The following is a 19,119-nucleotide window of genomic DNA, read 5'->3' as shown; positions in this document are numbered from 1 at the left end:
AGCGGCAGCCTGGCGTAGCATCACCGTGCGCCCCACCAGGAGTTCCACGCATGTGCCGTGCCGCCCTGATGTTGCTGACGCTGTTCCCGCTGGCCGTGCTGGCTGCACCTCCCCCGGTACCCTCGCCAGCCCGCATCGATGCCGAAGCGCAGCGGTTGATGCAGGCCGCACAGGCGCGCGGCATGGCACTGGCGGTGATCGACGGCGGAAAGGTGGTGCACGTCGCCGCCTACGGCGAGCGCAATACCGCAGGCGAACCACTGCGCACCGATACGGTGATGTACGCCGCCTCGCTGACCAAGATGGCATTCGGCCATCTGGTCGCGCAGCTGGCGCAGGACCGCAGGATCGATCTGGATGCCAGCATCGCCACAGCGCTGGACAAGCCGTTGCCGGACTATCCGCCCGAAACGAAGAAGTACGCCGACTACCGCGTGCTGGCCGATGATGCGCGCTGGCGCCAGCTCACCCCACGCCTGCTGCTCAACCACGCCAGTGGCTTTGCCAACTTCGCGTTTCTTGAACCGGACGGCCGGCTGAAGTTCCACTTCGATCCAGGCAGCCGCTACGGCTATTCCGGCGAAGGGCTGATCCTGCTGCAGTTCGTGATCGAACGCGGACGGCTGGGCGAGGATGTGGGTGCGTTGATGCAGCAGCGGGTATTCGACCGCCTCGGCATGACCCGCACCAGCATGATGTGGCGCGGGGACTTCGCCACCAACCTGGCCGACGGCTGGACCATGGAGGGCACCGCCGAGCCGCACGATGAGCGCAGCCGCGTGCGCGCGGCCGGTTCGATGGATACCACCATCGCCGACATGGCCCGTTTCGCCGCCGGCTACGTGCGCGGCGATGGGCTGTCAGCGACGATGCGCAAGGAGCTGGTGCGGCCGCAGCTGCCGATCACCACCGCCAGCCAGTTCCCCACCCTGCAGCCGGAGCTGCCGAAGGCGCTGCAGCGCAAGGACCTGGCGGCCGGCCTGGGAGTGGTGACGTTCCGTGGCCCGCAAGGCGCGGGCTTCTACAAGGGTGGCCACGATGATGCGGTCGGTAATACGCTGGTGTGCGTCGAGCAGCAGCAGCGCTGCGTGGTGATCCTGGGCAACGATGTGCGCGCCGAGGCGACCTTCCCGGCGCTGGTGGCCTTCGTGCTCGGCGACATCGGCGTACCGTGGCAATGGGAGTACGGCGCTGCGAAGGCATTCGTGAAGTAGATCCACGCCATGCGTGGATGACCTCCCTTCAACGCGCCTGCTCGAAGAACATCAGGTAGACCAGCCGCCCATTCTCCGGCCGGTCGCCGAAGGCCGGGCCGGCGGTATGCCAGAACCACGGGCGCAGCAGCACCAGGCGGTTGAAGCGCATCGGGATGCGCATGGTCATTTCCCACTGGCTGTCGTCGACGCTGTCGCGCTCGATGATGTCCCGATGCATGTCGCCGCCGTTGGCGTAGCCCAGCGCAGCCAGCTCGTAGGCGTTCAGCGCCATGCGCTCGGTGTTGGTGCGGCGATGGCGGAAGAACTCGGTACCCCCTTCGCAGTGCTCCGGGGCGCTGAGGTAGAGGATGCCGGACCAGTGCGAATGGTCGGTGTGCACCTTGGCGCGACCCACATCGCTGGCCAGGGTCAGCCGGAACTTGCCGTGCGACTGCAACGGATTGACCGGCCGCAGCGGCTCGTTGACCAACCGCGACGCGGCCTCGGACAGGCCGTCCAGCTCCAGCCGTTCGAGCGAATTACGCCCGGGGAATGCCCCCTCCTGCGCCGGGTAGGTCAGGCCCAGCCCGGCCTGGCGCAGGCCGTGTGCATCGGCTGGAGAGAGGAAGTCGTCGACGACGATGAACGAGGTAGGCATGGTCTGCGAGCGTAGCGACGCGGCGCCATGGCGGCAACCGGGCAACAAAAAACCCCGCCTCGCGGCGGGGTTTTTCCGTGCATCGGGGAGACGCGCCGGCCAGGGCCGGCAACGTCCGACGCGGGCGTGGGCCTTAGAAGTCCATGCCGCCCATGCCACCCATGCCGCCCATGCCACCGGCGCCGCCCATGGCCGGCTCGTCCTTCTTCGGAGCTTCGGCAACCATGGCTTCGGTGGTGATCATCAGGCCAGCGATCGAGGCCGCGTTCTGCAGCGCCGAACGGGTCACCTTGGTCGGGTCCAGGATGCCGAACTGCAGCATGTCGCCGAACTCGCCGGTGGCGGCGTTGTAGCCGAAGCTGCCGGTGCCTTCCTTGACCTTGTTGATGATGACCGACGGCTCGTCACCGGCGTTGGCAACGATCTCGCGCAGCGGGGCTTCCATCGCACGCAGGGCAATCTGGATGCCGTGGTTCTGGTCTTCGTTGGCGCCCTTCAGGCCGGCCAGCGCGGTGATCGCGCGGACCAGGGCAACGCCGCCGCCCGGAACCACGCCTTCTTCAACGGCCGCACGGGTGGCGTGCAGGGCGTCGTCGACGCGATCCTTCTTTTCCTTCATTTCGATTTCGGTCGAGGCGCCGACCTTGATCACGGCAACACCGCCGGCCAGCTTGGCCACGCGTTCCTGCAGCTTCTCGCGGTCGTAATCCGAGGAGGTGTCCTGGATCTGGGTCTTGATCTGCGCCACGCGTGCATCAACGTTGGCCTTGTCGCCGACGCCGTCGATGATGGTGGTGTTCTCCTTGGAGACCTGCACCTTCTTGGCGCGACCCAGGTCCTTGATGGTGGCCTTCTCCAGCGACAGGCCGACTTCTTCGGAGATCACGGTGCCGCCGGTCAGCACGGCCATGTCTTCCAGCATCGCCTTGCGACGGTCGCCGAAGCCCGGGGCCTTGACGGCCACGACCTTGACGATGCCACGGATGGTGTTGACGACCAGGGTGGCCAGCGCTTCGCCTTCAACTTCCTCGGCCACGATCAGCAGCGGCTTGCCGGCCTTGGCGACGCCTTCCAGCACCGGCAGCAGGTCACGGACGTTGGAGATCTTCTTGTCGTGCAGCAGGATGAACGGGTCATCCAGGTCAGCGGTCTGCGACTGCTGGTTGTTGATGAAGTACGGCGACAGGTAGCCGCGGTCGAACTGCATGCCCTTGACCACGTCCAGCTCGTTGTCCAGGCCCGAGCCTTCTTCAACGGTGATGACGCCTTCCTTGCCGACTTCCTTCATCGCGTCAGCGATGATCTGGCCGATCGACTCGTCCGAGTTGGCCGAGATGGTACCGACCTGGGCGATCGCCTTGTCGTCGGCGGTCGGCTTGGAAATGTTCTTCAGCTCGGCGACGGCGGCCGAAACGGCCTTGTCGATACCGCGCTTGAGGTCCATCGGGTTCATGCCGGCGGCAACGGCCTTGGCGCCTTCGCGGATCAGGGCCTGGGCCAGCACGGTGGCGGTGGTGGTGCCGTCGCCGGCATCGTCGTTGGTGCGCGAAGCAACTTCCTTCACCATCTGCGCGCCCATGTTCTCGAACTTGTCAGCCAGTTCGATTTCCTTGGCGACGGAGACGCCGTCCTTGGTGATGGTCGGGGCGCCGAAGCTCTTTTCCAGCACGACGTTGCGGCCCTTCGGGCCCAGGGTGGCCTTGACGGCATTGGCGAGAACGTTGACGCCGCGCACCATGCGCGAACGGGCGTCTTCACCGAAACGAATATCCTTGGCAGCCATTGCATTTACCTCATTGGTAGCGCCGGACGATGCCCGGCGGCTGGGAGTTTGGGATCAGGTTGAAACAGGTCGCGCCGAGGCTCAGCCGATGACGGCGAGCACGTCGTCTTCGCGCAGGACCTTGTATTCGACGCCTTCGCTCTTGTACGAGCTGCCGGCGTACTGGCCATAGATGACCTTGTCGCCGACCTTCAGCGACGGCGCGCGCACGTTGCCGTTGTCCAGCGGCTTGCCCGGGCCGACGGCCACGACCTCACCCTTGGTGGACTTTTCCTTGGCCGAGTCGGGGATGACGATGCCACCGGCGGAGATTTCGTCGGCTTCGATCGGCTTGACCACAACGCGGTCGTGCAGCGGCTTGATGCTCATAGGAGACCTCTTAAGTGATTGATTGGTCTAAAAAAGTCCGGCGATGTTAGCACTCACCCCAGGCGAGTGCCAGAACCGCACGTGAAGAAACCCGACAACGTCGGGAGCAGGGCAGAGATGGAGCCCCGCCGCCCCCTTTCAAGGGCGGAATGAAAAAATTTTTTCCACCCGCGCGCCTCGGCCAAGGCGTCGGTCCTGGACAATTTCGGTGACAAGCGTCGCACTGTCAGATATCTGACGTTCATTTACGACAAAGTGTCACTGGATCGGCCTTAGGCTCGGTCACGCATTCCCAATCACAAGGAGTAGTCGATGCGATTGCTGTCCCCGCTTGCCGCCGCCTGCCTGCTGGCACTGGCCGCGGCGCCGGCCCAGGCCGAGGTCTTCATCAACGAACTGCACTACGACGACAGCACCGCCGCCGGTGACGTCGGCGAAGCCATCGAAGTGGTCGCTACCGCAGGTGAAGACCTGTCCGGCTACCGCCTCTACCTCTACAACGGCAGCAATCCTTCGGCCGCCACGGTCTACGCCAACAACCCGGTCCCTGCCGGCACCGCCGCCGGTTGCGGCAGCGCCAGCATCGCCGTGGTCAACTACCCGACCAACGGCATCCAGAACGGCCCGAACGACGGCATCGCCCTGGTCGACGCCAGCGGCAAGGTGGTCCAGTTCCTCAGCTACGAGGGCGCCATCACCGCCTCCGGTGGCCCTGCCGCCGGCATGACCAGCCAGAACATTCCGGTGGCCGAGACCAACAGCACGGCCCCCGGCACCTCGTTGCAGCTGACCGGCAGCGGCAGCCAGTACGCCCACTTCACCTGGGCCGAGTCGGCCAGGCAGACCTTCGGCAGCTGCAACAACGGCCAGACCTTCAGTGGCGGCGGCACCCCGGGCCCGAACACGCCGCCGTCGGTGTCCACCACCACCCCGGCGCAGGGCAGCAGCACCTTCCCGGCCGCCGCCGATCTGGAAGTGGTGTTCAGCGAAACCGTGAACCTCGCCAGCGGCGCCTTCGCGCTGAGCTGCGGTACCTCCGGCAGCGTGCCGCTGACCTTCCCGGCCAGCGGGCGCAGCGTGAAGCTGTCCACCAACACCGCGCTGGTGGCCGGTGAAGCCTGCCGCTTCGACATCCGCGCCGCGCGCATCACCGACCTGCAGGGCGCACACCCGGCGGCCGACAGCCGCATCGCCTTCACCGTGGCCAGCACCGGCGGCAATCCGGACCCGGGCAACCCGGGTGTGCCGGCCGGCTACTACTCCAAGGTCAACACCTCCAGCCCGAGCCAGCTGCGCTGCTCGCTGCACGCGACAATCAAGGGCCACACCGCCTACCCGTACAGCGGCTCGGGCACCAGTACCTGGACCATCCTGGAGATCGCAGACGAGGACCCGAACAACCCGAACCGCATCCTCGACGCGTATCGCAACCGCAGCTACGCCAAGGTGACCGATCGCGCTGGCAGCGGCAGTGGCCTGAAGTACAACCGCGAGCACACCTGGCCGAACTCGCTGGGTTTTGCCACCACCACGGGTGACAAGGGCCTGCCGTACGCGCCGTATACCGACACCCACATGCTGTACCTGACCGATGCACAGTGGAACGCCGACCGTGGCAACAAGCCGTTCGGCAAGTGCGACGCCAGCTGCGGCGAGCGCGCCACCGAGGCCAACAACGGCCAGGGTGGCGGCAGTGGTGGCTATCCGGGCAACTCCAACTGGGTGCGCACGCCGGACGGCAACACCGGCACGTTCGAGGTGTGGGGCAAGCGCAAGGGCGACATGGCGCGTGCGGTGATGTACATGGCGATCCGCTACGAGGGCGGCAAGGATGCAGCCACTGGCCAGTCCGAGCCGGACCTGGAGCTGACCGACGACCGCAGCAGGATCGTCAAGACCAGCAGCTCACCGGCCTACATGGGCCTACTGTCGACGCTGATCGACTGGCACCTGTCCGATCCGCCGGATGATGCCGAGCGTGCGCGCAATGACGTGATCTACAGCTTCCAGGGCAACCGCAACCCGTTCATCGACCACCCCGAGTGGGCGACCCCTGGCCTGTTCACCTCGGCCAAGCCGGCCACCTGCCAGCTGGCCAACTGACCGCGCAACGCAGCGGTCCACGGCCGCCGCCGGGTCCTGACCCGGCGGCGGCCCTATACTCGACGGTCATGTCGACCGTCGATCCCGTCCTGCTGCTGTTGACCACCTGCCCGGACCGGGCCAGCGCCGAGCGCATCGCGCACACGCTGGTTGGCGAGCGCCTGGCCGCGTGCGTGACCCGCCTCGATGGCGCGCAGTCGACCTACCGCTGGCAGGGCGAGGTGACCACCGACGCCGAGCTGCAGCTGCTGGTGAAGACCACCGCGAGTCGCGTCGATGACGCAATCGCCCGGATCGTCGAACTGCATCCGTATGAACTCCCGGAGTGCATCGCGGTCGAAACCCGGGCCGGCCTGCCGGCGTATCTGGACTGGATCCGGGCACAGACCCGGGAGGACACTGATTGAAGACTCTGTTTGCGCGTGGCGCCGCCCTGTGCGCCCTGTTGTGGCTCTCGCTGCCGGCGTTCGCCCTGGATGAGAAAGACCTGCTGCCGGTGGACCAGGCGTTCGCGCTGACCGCCACCGCCCCCGAACGTGGCCAGGTGCAACTGCAGTTCAAGATCGCGCCCGGCTATTACCTGTATCGCCACCGCACCAGCGTCAAGGCCGACCCGGCCTTCAATGCCGGCGCGCTGCAGATGCCCAAGGGCGACAAGCACCACGACGATTTCTTCGGCGAGGTCGAAACCTATCGCGAGCGCCTGCAGGCCACCCTGCCCGGCACGCCGACCGAGGCCGCCGGCACCATCAGTCTGGAAGTGCGTTACCAGGGCTGCGCAGATGCCGGTGTCTGCTACCCGCCGCAGAAGCGCGTGGTGCAGGTCACCCTGCCCGGCAGCGGTGCACAGGCGGCGGCCCCGGCCGGCCGCGCCGGTGCGGCCAGTCCGTTCAACAACCCACTGGCCGGTGCCGGCAACAGCGGCGGCCTGCGCCTGCCGGGTGCCGCCAGCAACAGCCAGGCGCTGCCGCTGCCGTCGGAACAGGCGTTCGGCTTCGATGCCATCGCCAGCGACGGCAACACCCTGCTGCTGCGCTTCAGCCCGGCACCGGGCTACTACCTGTATCGCGACCGCACCTCGCTGAAGCTGGAAGGCAGCACCGGCGTGCAGGCCAGCACGCCGCGTTGGCCAGCCGCGCAGTCGCATCGCGACGAGCACTTCGGCGATGTCTCGGTGTACTTCAACCAGGTGGAAGTGCCGCTGCCGTTGCGGCGCACGGTTGCCGACGCGGTTGACGGCACCCTCGTGGTGACCTTCCAGGGCTGCCAGACCGATGGCATCTGCTACCCGCCAATGACGCGCCGGGTGAAGCTGTCGGTCCCGGCCGGCAAGGTCAGCGCCAGCGCCGACCAGGCACCGCCGCGCAACGAGGTAATCAGCCCGTTGGCTGTGGCGCCACGCGAAGGCGCCAACGGCGCCCCCCTGCGCCTGCTGCCGACGGTGCCCAATACGGACGCCGCCCCCCCGGCCGTCGCAGGCACCGTGGACGGCAATGAATTCGCCGCCGATGCGCGCGGTGACAATGCGCTGCGTACGCGCCCGCCGGCGACCACACCGAACCCGGACCGTTCGTTCGTCTGGGTGCTGCTGCTGGCGCTGGCCGGCGGCCTGGTGCTGAACCTGATGCCCTGCGTGCTGCCGATCCTGTCGCTGAAGGTCCTGAGCCTGGCGCAGAGTGGCGAAAGCCCGCAGCGCGCACGCAGCCACGCGCTCTGGTATACCTTGGGCGTGCTGGTCGCATTCGCGGTGATCGGTGCGTTGATGGTGGGCCTGCGCGCAATCGGCAACGCCGTCGGCATCGGCTTCCAGCTGCAGCACCCGGGCGTGGTGGCGGCGCTGGCCTACATCATGTTCGCGGTAGGCCTGAGCCTGTCCGGCGTGTTCACCCTGGGCGGCGGCATCGGCAACCTGGGCCAGTCGCTGGCCAGCCGCAGCGGCCCGGCCGGTGACTTCTTCACCGGTGCGCTGGCCTGCGTGGTCGGCAGTGCCTGCGTCGGCCCGTTCATGGGTGGCGCGATTGCCTACGCGTTCATTGCCCCGCCGCTGAAGGCGATGACCGTGTTCCTGTTCCTCGGCCTGGGCCTGGCGCTGCCGTTCCTGCTGATCGGCTTCGTGCCGGCGCTGGCGCGCCGCCTGCCCAAGCCCGGCCCGTGGATGGAAACGCTCAAGCACGTGCTGGCCTTCCCGATGTACGCCACCGCGCTGTGGCTGCTGTGGGTGCTGGGCAAGCAACGCGGCGTGGACGGCATGGCGCTGGTGCTGGGTGGCCTGTTGCTGTTCGCCTTCGGCCTGTGGCTGTTCGAGCGCAACCGCTGGACCGGCTCGCGTGCGGTGACCCTGCTCGGCGTGCTGCTGGCGATCGGCGCATTGGTACCGGCCTGGGGCGTGACCCAGCTGGCAGCGCCGGCACGCGCCGCACAGGCCGCCAGCGACAACGTGGTGGAGTATTCGCCGCAGTTGCTGGACCGCCTGCGCGCCGACAACCGCGTGGTGTTCGTCAACATGACCGCCGACTGGTGCGTGAGCTGCAAGGCCAACGAGCGCGCCGTGCTGTCGCGGCCGGAGTTCAAGGACCTGCTCAAGCGCACCAACGCGGTGTACATGCGCGGTGACTACACCAACGTCGATCCGCAGATCACCACGTTCCTGGAAGAGCACAAGGCCGTCGGCGTGCCGCTGTACGTGGTGTACGGCCCCGGCGCACCGCCGACCGTGCTGCCGACCCTGCTGACCCAGGCGGTGGTGGAGGAAGCGCTGCTGCGCACCGCACGATGAAGTGGCAACGGCCAGCGCTGCTGTGGACAGCGGTGCTGGCCGCCGGCCTTGGCCTGTGGGCCGGGCATCGATCGGCTCCTGCGCCGGTTGGGCCTGAGGCAACGCCAGCGGCACCTGCTGCCGCGGCTGCGGCACCGGTCCTGCAGGTTGGCGACAGTCTGCCCGCATTGTCGCTGCCCGATCTTGAAGGCCGTCCGCTGGACCTGCGCCAGCACGCTGGCGGTCGCCCGCTGTTGATCAATGTCTGGGCCAGCTGGTGCGCGCCCTGCGTGGAAGAAATGCCCGAACTGGCGCGTTTCGCACATATCCAGGGCGAGCACGGTGTGCAGGTGCTGGGACTGGCGCTGGATACGCCGGAGGACGTGCGCGGTTTCCTGCAGCGGGTACCGGTGGATTATCCGATCGTGATCGAGACCCCGGGGCCGCGCGATGCCAGCGTGCAGCTGGGCAATACACAGGGCCTGCTGCCCTACAGCGTGCTGTTCGATGCGCAGGGGCGGCTGGTGAAGGCCAAGCTGGGACCGTTCGCCCACGGCGAGATCGATAGCTGGGTGAAGTGAGGGTGTTTTTTGCAGGGCTTGCAGCCCTGCACCCTGCTCAATGCAACGGCAACAGCCAAAGCCAAAGCGGGCATTCCGTGGGATGGCGGGGCGGTGTCGGAGTGCGGGGACGCTGCAAGTACGTCCCTGTAAGCTTGGCAGCCGCATCCATGCGGCTGACACCCCGCACTCCGACACCGCCCCGCCTCTGACAGATCTTCGCGGCTGTTGGTAGGTGTCGACCTTGGTCGACACATCTGTCAGATATCGATATTCAGAACGGAATCAGACCCCGTGCCGACCAACGGTCGGCACCTACCAAAGCAGAACGCCGTTCCGACAGATCGCAGGAAACTGTCGAAGGCGGGGTGGGTCCGGTTGAGGGGGCGTGAGCCGCATGGATGCGGCGACCGAGCTTACATGGGTGAGGGCGCTTTGCTTGCGAAGCACTGCTTCGCAAGCGCCCGAACGCACAGCCGCCAGCGGCTGGGCCGGGCCCCGGAGGGGGACTTGCAGCGTCCCCCTCAACCGGACCCACCCCGCCAACCCACGGAAAGCCAGCTTTTGACGTTGACGTTGCTCCGGCTTGTAGCGGGTGCAGGGCTGCAAAGCCCTGCAACAAAACCCTCCTTGACCGTAGCCCGTCCGCCACGGAGAATTCCGCGACTAATTCTCATTTGCTGTTGCGCAGGATGCGGGCGGCAGCCTTCCAGGCCCTCCTCCTTCCATGTTCAAGAACGTCCTGTTCCAACTGCACTGGCTGCTGGGCATCACCGCCGGTGCCGTATTGGCCGTGATGGGCCTCAGCGGCGCCGTGCTGTCCTTCGAGGACGAACTGCTGCGCGCGGCCAACCCCGGCTTCGCCGAAATCGCCGAGCACCATGCCGACGGCCAGCTTCCGCTTCAACTCAGCGAACTGGTGCCGCTGCTGCAGGCCGGCAGTGATCGCCCCCTGCAGCGCCTGCGCGTGGACGCCACCGGGCAGCGGCCTTCGGTGGCACGCTTCGCTGGTGGCAAGGAACACTGGGTCTACTTCGACCCGTACAGCGGCGAGCGCTTCAGTGCCTTGCGTGGGCAGGCGTTCTTCGACTTCGTCGAGGACCTGCACCGCCACCTCGCCGCGGGCGAGCGCGGCAAGTGGATCACCGGCAGCTGTGCGATCGCGCTGCTGTTCTTCACCCTGTCCGGTCTTTACCTGCGCTGGCCGCGGCGCTGGTGGCGCTGGCGCAGCTGGCTGGCGCTGGAATGGAAACGCAGCGGCCGCGGCTTCCTGTGGAGCCTGCACTCGGTGGTCGGCACCTGGATGCTGCTGATCTACCTGATGAGTGCGCTGACCGGCCTGTGGTGGTCCTTCGACTGGTATCGCAGTGCCGCCAATACGCTGCTGGGCGTCGCACCGGCCGCCAAGCACAAGGTCGCCACCGGCGCCGCCCTGAACCTGGAGCGCATCGAAGCCACGCTGTATGCCCTGCCCGGCGTGCACACCGGCTACATCGACCTGCGCCTGCCGGAAAAGCCTGGCCAGGCGGTCAACGTGCGGGTGATGGCTGGCGATCCGTCACAGCGCGGTGGCCACCATGACCGTGCACATGATCTGCTGCAGCTGGATCCGGCCAGCGGGGCAATCCTCGATTCGCGCCCCTACGCGCGCCAGGGCGCCGGCGCGCAGCTGGCCACCAGCGTGTTCGCATTGCACTCGGGCAGCTACTTCGGCATGCCCGGGCGTGTCGTGGTGATGCTCAGCAGTCTGGCCATGAGCCTGTTCTTCATCACCGGCTGGATGCTGTACCTGGACCGCCGCCGCAGCCAGCGTGCCGCGCGCGGGCTGCGCCGGTCGCTGCCGGTTGCCACCGATGATGGCCGCGCACCTTGGCTGGTCGTGCATGCCAGCCAGAGCGGGCTGGGCGAGCAGCTGGCCTGGCGTGCCGCCGCGCAGCTGCAGGCCGCTGGCCATGGCGTGCAGGTACTGCCATTGGCCCGGGTCGATGCCCCGCAGCTCGCGCGCACTGCGCAGGCATTGTTCGTGCTGAGCACCTTCGGCGATGGCGAACCGCCGGATGCGGCACGGGGCGCTGCGCGACGGCTGCTGGCACAAGCGCCCGATCTGTCGGGCCTGCAGTTCGGCCTGCTCGCCCTGGGTGACCGCCAGTACCCGCATTACTGCGGCTTTGGCCGCCAATTCGATGGCTGGCTGCTGGGCAACGGCGCACGTGCGCTGTTCGAGCGCATCGATGTCGATGCCGCCGCGATACCGGCGCTGCGCCAGTGGCAGCAGCATCTCGGCGCGCTGACCGGCATCGCCACCGATGACAGCGTGTTGCCGGCCGCGACGCAGATGCACGAGTGGCGCCTGCTCGGCCGTGACCGCCTCAATCCAGGCAGCGTGGGCGGCGCCATCTGGCGCATCCGTCTTGCGCCACCGGCCGATGTGCAGTGGCAGGCGGGCGACATCCTGCACATCGCGCCCCGCCACAACGCGCGGCACGCCGCTGCGGTGCTGAAGGCACATGGGCTGGATCCCCAGCAGCCGCTGCTGATTGACGGCCAGCCGCGCACGCTGTTGGCGCTGGCCAGCGAGCGCGAGCTGCCCGATGCCGATGCTGCGCTGGCGGTGCAGGATGCGTGCCTCTGGCTGGCAGGGCTGCCACTGCTGCCGGGGCGCGAGTACTCCATCGCATCCTGTACGGATGACGGTGCGGTCGAACTGGTGGTGCGGCTGGTCCATGACGAAACCGGACGCACCGGCCTGGGTTCGGGCTGGCTGTCGCTGCATGCGCCGGTCGGTGCCAGCATCGTGGCCCGCGTGCACCGCAACCCCGGTTTCCATCGCGTTGGCGGTGCGCCGATGGTGCTGATCGGCAATGGCACCGGCATCGCGGGCCTGCGCAGCCTGCTGCGCGAAGCCGCGCATGCAGGTGAACACGGGCACTGGCTGCTGTTCGGCGAACGCCAGCGCGCGCACGACTTCCTGTTCGCCGATGAGATCGAAGCGTGGCAGGCCGATGGCCATCTCGCGCGGGTGGACCTGGCGTTCTCGCGCGATGGTGAGGGCGGCTATGTGCAGGATCGCCTGCGTGCAGCAGCCGATGCCCTGCGCGACTGGATGCAGCGTGGTGCGGTCATCCACGTCTGCGGTTCGCTGCTGGGCATGGCCGAAGGCGTGGACCAGGTGCTGCGCGAAGCGCTGGGTGATGAAGAAGTGGAAACGCTGCTGGAGACCGGGCGCTACCGTCGCGACGTGTATTGAGCCACAAGGGTAGTACCGGCCGCCGGCCGGCATGATCAGGGGCGTGCCGGCCAGCGGCCGGCACTACCGGAGCACGATCAGGCCGCAGCGCGCGCCTGTGGCATCGACTGCAACTGGAACGCGCCCACCGCTTCGGTCAGCGCGTGTACCTGCGCCTGCATCTGCGCGGTGGAGGCACCAGCCTCTTCCACCAGGCTGGCGTTGCGCTGGGTGCTGGCTTCCATCTGCACGATAGTCTGCTTCACCTGCGCGATGCCGGCATGCTGGTCCTGCGACGCACTGCGGATACCGGCCAGCAGCTCGGCCAGCTGCTGCACGCTGCCAACGATCTCGCCCATCGTGATGCCCGCCTGCTCGGCCTGCTGGTTGCCCTGGCCAACACGCGCCACCGAATCCTCGATCAGTCCTTTGATCTGCTTGGCCGCTTCGGCACTGCGCTGGGCCAGCAGGCGCACTTCCGCAGCCACCACGGCGAAGCTGCGGCCCTGCTCACCTGCACGCGCGGCTTCCACCGCGGCATTCAGCGCGAGGATGTTGGTCTGGAAAGCGATGCCATCGATCAGCTGGGTGATGTCGCCGATCCGCCGCGAGGCCTCGCTGATGCCATGCATGGTCGCGACCACCTGGCCGACGGCCTCGCCACCGCGCTGGGCCACCGCGGCCGCCCCCTGCACCAGGGCATCGGCGCGGCCCGCGGCATCGGCATTGCGGCCAACGGTGTCGGTCAACTCGTGCATCGACGCTGCCGTCTCTTCCAGGTTGGCCGCCTGCTGTTCGGTACGCTGCGACAGATCATGGTGCCCGGCAACGATCTCACCAACGCCGGTGTCGAGGCTGGACGTCGCCTGCTGGATGCGGGTGACGATGCGGCCCAGTTGCGCGACCGTGGCGTTGGCATCGTCGCGCATGCGTGCGAACACGCCCTGCAGCTCACCTTCCATGCGCACGCTGAGGTCACCACGGGCCAGCGCCGCCAGAAGCGCCTGCAGATCGCCGAGGTTGGTCTCGAAGGTCGCAAGCAGGCGGTTGATGCTGGTCGACAACGTGCGCACGAAGCCCTGTTTTCCCTCCAGCGCGATGCGGCCGTGCAGGTCGCCATGTGCGGCGGCATCGACCAGTGCTGCCACTTCGGTTTCCAGCAGCGTTTCCAGCGCGCGGCTGCGCCACTCCACTGCCACGCCGAGGAAATGCCCTTCGTCGGTGATGGCATTGGCGATCAACTGGTAGCGGACGCCGGCATGACCGATCTCGCGCTCCTCGCGCTGGCGCACGCCAGCCAGGCTGGCCAGTGCCGGATGCAGGCGTACCGCATCGCTCCCCACCAGATCTTCAAGCCGGAGTGCAAGCTGCTCCAGCAGCGCCGGATTGGCGTACGCCACCAGGCCTTCGGCATCGATCACCATCAAGCCGGCCTGTGCGCTGTCCAATGCCTGGCGCACGCGGGTGTTGCCGCGGGCCACCGCACGCTCGGTCTCGATGCGCGCGCGCAGGCGCTGCTGCATGTCGACCAGGCGCTGGGCCAGCTGGCCGATTTCATCGTTGGCGTTGTAGACCCGCAGGGTGGTGTCGAGGCGGTCGTCGGCGATGTCGCTGGCGAAACGCAGGGTGTCCTGGATCGGCTGGCGCACCGCACGCAGCACCAGCACCAGGCTGGTGATCAGCACGCCGGCCACCAGCAGCAGGGTCAGTGCGAACAGCACGCTCATGGTGCGCGCGCCGGCCTGCTGGCGTGCCTGCGCCCCGGCCAGCGCCGCCACCTGTGCCTGCTGGAATGCGGCCAACGCCGGCGCTACGCCCGTGGCGGTATCCAGCAGCGACTGCGCTTCCACATCCAGGCCGACGCGGGCAGCGGTATACCCCAGCAGTGCGGCCTGATACGCCTCCATCCCGGTGCGCAGGGTGTCCTGCACATCCGCAGGCAGGCCCGCCAGCGCGAGGTCGAACGGCAGCTTCTCCTCGCTGGCGCGGTCGGCGTGGGTGGAATCACCGTCGAGCAGCAGCAGTGCCTCCTGCCGCCGCATCTTCTGCAGGGACAACGCCAGCGCATCCCGCTGCTGCGCATCCACCTGCCCCTGCAGCGTGTCTGCAGCCAGTTGCAGCTGCGCGGCGAGGCCGGCCTCACCACGGCCCATCTCGTCGACCCGTTCGAACAGGGCGGCAACACCCTGCGAGAACGCGTCTGCAGCTTCGGTCAGCGCCTGCAGGGCCTTGCGCCGGCCGGCATCCATCGGCATCGTGCGCAGGGCCTGCAGATCGTCCTGCAGCGCCTTTTGCGTGGCCAGCAGCTGCGCGCGGTCGGCATCATCGAAACTGCGTGCATACTGGGTCTGCAGGCGACGCGCTTCGGCCACCCGCGTGGACAGGCTGGCAGCCAGATCGCTGCCGCGCTGGTAGCTGGCCTGGCTGCGCGCAGCCAGTGCGTTGGCACGGCCAGTCCAGGCGTAGACAGCAGCGATCGCCACCAGGCCCAGGCCGCAGATCCACAGTGTGGCCTTGAGCTTGTTGGCCACGCTGAGCCGATGTGGCTGCAGCCAGCGCAGCAGCCCGGGGGACGCCGAGTGCAACGCAGCAAGGCGCGTGCGCAGGGACCGGAGGTGGGGGACAACGGCCGACATGACAGACTCCAGGCGAAAAGACGCACCTGTATCGGCCTGACTCAGGACAACTTTAGCGCCTTCTTCGTCTGCGTCCCCCCATCGCTGGTGGACGCGGCCTTTGTACCGGGTGCAGGCGACGGAGGCATGACACGGCCGCCGCGCTTGACCTCAACCCCGGTTGGGGGAGCACAGTGGACCTCCCCTCCCGCCCGGTGCCGCCATGACGACGCTCGATGTCCCCCGCTACCTGCAGCGCCTGCAGCTGGATGCCCCGCCACCGCTGACGCTGGCCGGCCTGACCCTGCTGCAGCAGCGTCACAACGCAGTGCTGCCGTTCGAGACCCTCAGCTGCCTGCTGCGCGATGCGGTACCGATCGACCTGGACAGCGTGCAGCGCAAGCTGCTCGACGACCGTCGTGGCGGCTACTGCTTCGAACTCAACGGCGGCCTGCTGGCGCTGCTGCAGGCGCTGGGCTTCGATGCACAGCCATTGAGCGCGCGCGTGCTGCTGGCTGCCCAGGACGGCGAACTGACCGCACGGACCCACCTGCTGCTGCGCGTGCAGGTGGACGGCGATGACTGGCTGGTGGATGCCGGTTTCGGCAGCCTGACCCCGACCGTGCCGCTGCGGCTGCATGATCCGCAGCCGCAGGCCACGCCGCACGAACGCTATCTGCTGCAGCGGCTGCCCGGCGAGGGGGATTTCGTGCTGTCCGCCGAATCCGCTGACGGCTGGCGGGCGATGTACCGTTTCGACCTGCACGTGCCGGCACCGATCGACAACGTGGTGGGCAACTGGTACGTGTGCACCCATCCCGACTCCAGCTTCCCTGGCCAGCTGCGCGCGTCGCTGACCGGGCCGGACTGGCGACGCACCATCGGCAGCGGCAACTACACCGAGTACCGCCCCGGGCAGGCACCGGACAAGCGCCCGCTGCATGATGTGGGTGATGTGCGTGCCGTGTTGCAACAGCGCTTCGGCATGCAGCTACCGGACGACCCGCGACTGGACCCGGCCATCAATGACTGGCTGCAGCGCTCGCGCGCCGCGACCTTGTAGGGCCGAGCCCATGCTCGGCTGAGCTGGAGCGGCTGGGCCAACAGCAGCCGAGCGTGGTCTCGGCTCTACAGAGCTGCGCGCGCCTGCAGCGCAATGCGGTTGCCTTCGCTGTCGCGGATCTCGGCCACGCGCCAGTCGCCCGCGTCGGCGGGTCCGAAGCACAGCTCGGCGCCCGCTTGCAGTGCTCGCTCCAGGCTCGCATCCAGGTCATCGACGCCGATGTAGACGCGCGCCCCCTGTTCGGAAGGCCGGTAGTCCGCGCCGAGCACCAGCGCAATGCTGGCACCGGCGGCCTCATCGGAGAACGGCAGGTAGGCCATCCGGCAGTCGTGCAGCACGACAGGTTCGTCCACCGCGACCTGCAGCCACCGCTGGTAGAACGTGATGGCACGGTCCAGGTCACTGGCCGGGATTTCCACATGCAGGATCGGGTTCACTGGCACTCCTTGCTCGGTCCACTCAGATGATGCGCAGGGTAATCGCCTTCAGCACCGCACGGGTGCGATCGCGGGTGCCCAGCTTGTCGAGTATGGCGGACACGTAGTTCTTCACCGTGCCCTCGGCCAGGAACAGGCTGCGCGCGATCTCCTTGTTGCTGTAGCCACCGGCCAGCAAGCGCAGGATCGCCACCTCGCGTTCCCCGAAGGTATCGGTGGGCGGTGCTTCATCGTGGAAGCGGTAGCGGGCGCGTACCGGCTCGGTGCTGACCGGCAGCAGCAGGGTTTCACCTGCGGCGACGCGCTCGATCGCCTCGCGCAGGTCTGCGGGTGCGGCGTCCTTGAGCAGGAAGCCCTGTGCGCCGGCCTCGCTGGCACGCAGCAGCAGATCACTTTCATCAAAGGTCGTCAGCAGCAGCCACGGCGTGGCATCGCCGCGCGCGCGCAGCTGGCGCACTGCTTCGATGCCGTCCATCCCGGGCATGCGGATGTCACTGAGCACAACATCCACGCGCTGGGTGGACAGCGCGTCCAGCAACGCCTGGCCCTCCTCGGCCTCCAGCGCCACGTCCACGCCCAACCCCTGCAACAACGCACGCAGCCCGGCGCGGACCAGCGCCTGGTCGTCGGCCAGGGCAACACGGATCGCGCTGCCGTTCATGCCGGCACCCAGGCGGTCAGGTGCATGCCGCCCTGTGCGGTGCGGGCCAGTTCCAACTGGCCACGCACTGCGGCCAGGCGCTCACGCATGCCGGCGATGCCGTTGCCCTCGCGGATACGCTCGGCGCGCTGGCCGTCGTCACGGATGTCGATACGCAACCGGGAATCCTCCTCGTTGATCGTCAGCCATACGGTGTCTGCGTTGCCATGCCGGGCGGCATTGGTCAGCGCTTCCTGTACCAGGCGCAGCACGGTCTCGGCCATCAGCGGGTCAACCACGCGCACGCACTCGCCGATCTGCAGCTGCAGCTTCGGGCGCGGGAACGGCGCGGCCAGCGCGTGCAATGCGGTGGCCAGATCGAGGCCGCGATCATCGCGCATCGATTGCACCACCTGGCGGATGTCGGCCAGCAACTCGCCGGACAGCTGCTCGGCCAGCACCAATCCTTCGCGCTTGGCCAGCACAGGGTCGGCCGCAAGGGCACGCAGGTTCAAGCGCATCGCGGTGAGCTTGTGCCCGGCCACATCGTGCAGTTCGCGGGCCAGGCGCAGGCGCTCGGCGTCGCGTGCACTGTCGGCCAGCAGCGCGCGGGTAGCCAGCAGGTCGGCATTGACGCGGGCCAGGTCATCGCGGGCCAGCGCCGTGCTGCGGGCATAGTGTGCGGTCAGTGCGGCGAAGGCCTGGAAGCCGCCATAGAGCAGCACCACCAGCAGCGGCTGGCTGAAGCCGCTGTGGCGCAGCACGAGATACATGGCGAGGTTGGCCAGCAGTGCAACAGCCAGCACGAAGCGCGGTGGCCAATGCTCGGCCAGCTGCGCCACCAGCACCACCAGCAGTACCCGTGCGGTGCCGGTACGCGGCTGCAGCGCAACCAGCACGACCGCCAGCAACGCCTGCAACACCGCCGCGACAGCGCGCACGCGGGATGGCACCGACGCCCAGCCGTGCACCACGAACAGCAGCAAGAACACGGCAAGCAGCAGCAGGCTCAGCCCGGCACCGTTGCGCTGCACCGCGAATGACAGGCCCACCACCAGCACGGTGGCCAGGCCGGCGAGGCTGAGGGGACGCAACAGATGGCGGAACAGGCTGGGCATGGCCAGATGCTGACCGCCGCACACGCCGGCGGCAATGGGTCTGGCGCCGAAAGTGACTTCTGGCACGTCGAATCGATGACCACTGGCCCTGAACCCGGTGCAGCGCCGCACGCAGACTGGCGCCACACCGCCACACACTTCCGGAGCCACTGCCATGATCCGCACCGCCCTGCTCAGCACCGCCCTGACTGCCCTGGCCCTGGCCGGCAGTGCCCACGCCGCCGACCTGGCCGTGACCGTGCACGACGTCCGTGTGCAGACCGGCACCCTGCGCGTTGCGCTGGTCGACAGCGCCGCCGCCTGGGACGGCAAGGCCAGGCCCGTGCAGGCCCAGCAGGCGGCGCCCAGCGGCGACAGCGCCCACTTCACGTTCAAGGGCGTTCCGGCCGGCAGCTATGCCGTGCTGCTCACCCACGACGAGAACGACAACGGCAAGCTCGACACCAACCTGGTCGGGATGCCGGTGGAGGGCTACGGCTTCAGCAACAATCCGAAGGTGATGCGCAAGCCGACCTTCGACGAGGCGCGCGTCGACCTGCCGGCCGCCGGCATCGCCATCGACATCACCCTGCGCTGATTCCTGCATCCAGACCCGA

At 68.0% G+C, this 19,119-nt stretch carries 15 protein-coding genes; 8 read left to right on the top strand and 7 right to left on the bottom strand.

Annotated features, from left to right (window positions below; translation table 11 throughout):
- Positions 1-50: 50 nt before the first annotated feature.
- On the top strand, positions 51-1,214 hold the full coding sequence (locus tag AC5P8Y_RS11100; protein ID WP_049402275.1) for a serine hydrolase domain-containing protein: 1,164 nt from the start codon (positions 51-53) through the stop codon (positions 1,212-1,214).
- Between the two features lie 28 nt (positions 1,215-1,242).
- Here the strand turns inward: AC5P8Y_RS11100 and AC5P8Y_RS11095 are convergent, their stop codons facing one another.
- The 3 genes from AC5P8Y_RS11095 to AC5P8Y_RS11085 all read right to left on the bottom strand — a co-directional run bounded on the left by AC5P8Y_RS11095 (position 1,243) and on the right by AC5P8Y_RS11085 (position 4,006).
- Positions 1,243-1,854, bottom strand: a complete 612-nt coding sequence (locus AC5P8Y_RS11095) for a DUF6445 family protein (RefSeq protein ID WP_033835262.1) — start codon at positions 1,852-1,854, stop codon at positions 1,243-1,245.
- Positions 1,855-1,987: 133 nt separating this feature from the next.
- Positions 1,988-3,637 carry a chaperonin GroEL gene (groL, locus tag AC5P8Y_RS11090; RefSeq protein WP_005411226.1) on the bottom strand — a complete coding sequence of 550 codons (1,650 nt, stop codon included), beginning with the start codon at positions 3,635-3,637 and terminating at the stop codon, positions 1,988-1,990.
- A gap of 81 nt (positions 3,638-3,718) precedes the next feature.
- Positions 3,719-4,006 (bottom strand): co-chaperone GroES, encoded by a 288-nt coding sequence (locus AC5P8Y_RS11085; protein WP_005411227.1) that lies wholly within the window; start codon positions 4,004-4,006, stop codon positions 3,719-3,721.
- Between the two features lie 312 nt (positions 4,007-4,318).
- Between AC5P8Y_RS11085 and AC5P8Y_RS11080 the strand changes: the two genes are divergently transcribed.
- The 5 genes from AC5P8Y_RS11080 (at position 4,319) to AC5P8Y_RS11060 (ending at position 12,671) form a co-directional block, all read left to right on the top strand.
- The gene (locus AC5P8Y_RS11080) at positions 4,319-6,109 is read left to right on the top strand and encodes an endonuclease (protein ID WP_005414629.1); all 1,791 of its coding nucleotides are present in this window, start codon (positions 4,319-4,321) and stop codon (positions 6,107-6,109) included.
- Between the two features lie 68 nt (positions 6,110-6,177).
- Positions 6,178-6,516: a divalent-cation tolerance protein CutA gene (gene cutA / locus AC5P8Y_RS11075; protein WP_033834043.1), complete on the top strand. Its 339-nt coding sequence runs from the start codon at positions 6,178-6,180 to the stop codon at positions 6,514-6,516.
- Positions 6,513-8,885: a protein-disulfide reductase DsbD family protein gene (locus tag AC5P8Y_RS11070; protein ID WP_111108779.1), complete on the top strand. Its 2,373-nt coding sequence runs from the start codon at positions 6,513-6,515 to the stop codon at positions 8,883-8,885. Before cutA ends, AC5P8Y_RS11070 begins: the two co-directional genes overlap by 4 nt.
- Positions 8,882-9,445 carry a TlpA family protein disulfide reductase gene (locus AC5P8Y_RS11065; protein WP_111108778.1) on the top strand — a complete coding sequence of 188 codons (564 nt, stop codon included), beginning with the start codon at positions 8,882-8,884 and terminating at the stop codon, positions 9,443-9,445. Before AC5P8Y_RS11070 ends, AC5P8Y_RS11065 begins: the two co-directional genes overlap by 4 nt.
- A 706-nt stretch (positions 9,446-10,151) precedes the next feature.
- Complete coding sequence (locus AC5P8Y_RS11060; protein WP_111108777.1) at positions 10,152-12,671, top strand: PepSY domain-containing protein; 2,520 nt, start codon at positions 10,152-10,154, stop codon at positions 12,669-12,671.
- 77 nt (positions 12,672-12,748) lie between these two features.
- Here AC5P8Y_RS11060 and AC5P8Y_RS11055 read toward each other — a convergent pair whose 3' ends face one another.
- Positions 12,749-15,286 (bottom strand): methyl-accepting chemotaxis protein, encoded by a 2,538-nt coding sequence (locus AC5P8Y_RS11055; RefSeq protein ID WP_111188665.1) that lies wholly within the window; start codon positions 15,284-15,286, stop codon positions 12,749-12,751.
- Between the two features lie 202 nt (positions 15,287-15,488).
- On the opposite strand from AC5P8Y_RS11055, the gene AC5P8Y_RS11050 reads away from it, so the two are divergent.
- Positions 15,489-16,328, top strand: a complete 840-nt coding sequence (locus tag AC5P8Y_RS11050) for an arylamine N-acetyltransferase family protein (protein ID WP_111108775.1) — start codon at positions 15,489-15,491, stop codon at positions 16,326-16,328.
- Between the two features lie 65 nt (positions 16,329-16,393).
- On the opposite strand, the gene AC5P8Y_RS11045 is transcribed toward AC5P8Y_RS11050, so the two are convergent.
- From AC5P8Y_RS11045 to AC5P8Y_RS11035, 3 genes are read right to left on the bottom strand one after another with little or no spacing between them, the layout of a single operon-like run.
- Positions 16,394-16,765: a VOC family protein gene (locus AC5P8Y_RS11045; protein ID WP_005411235.1), complete on the bottom strand. Its 372-nt coding sequence runs from the start codon at positions 16,763-16,765 to the stop codon at positions 16,394-16,396.
- Between the two features lie 22 nt (positions 16,766-16,787).
- Positions 16,788-17,426 (bottom strand): response regulator transcription factor, encoded by a 639-nt coding sequence (locus AC5P8Y_RS11040; RefSeq protein WP_005411236.1) that lies wholly within the window; start codon positions 17,424-17,426, stop codon positions 16,788-16,790.
- Entirely contained in the window at positions 17,423-18,523 is a 1,101-nt protein-coding gene (locus AC5P8Y_RS11035) for a sensor histidine kinase (protein WP_495201964.1), read from the bottom strand. Before AC5P8Y_RS11035 ends, AC5P8Y_RS11040 begins: the two co-directional genes overlap by 4 nt.
- 154 nt (positions 18,524-18,677) lie before the next feature.
- Between AC5P8Y_RS11035 and AC5P8Y_RS11030 the strand changes: the two genes are divergently transcribed.
- Positions 18,678-19,100, top strand: coding sequence for a DUF2141 domain-containing protein (locus AC5P8Y_RS11030; RefSeq protein WP_049403531.1), 423 nt, complete (start codon positions 18,678-18,680; stop codon positions 19,098-19,100).
- Positions 19,101-19,119 lie beyond the last annotated feature (19 nt).

The organism is Stenotrophomonas sp. YJH_SMC_12-1 (genome assembly GCF_059370935.1).
Note: the sequence above shows the minus strand (reverse complement) of the source record. Positions and strands in the feature narration are given on the sequence as shown.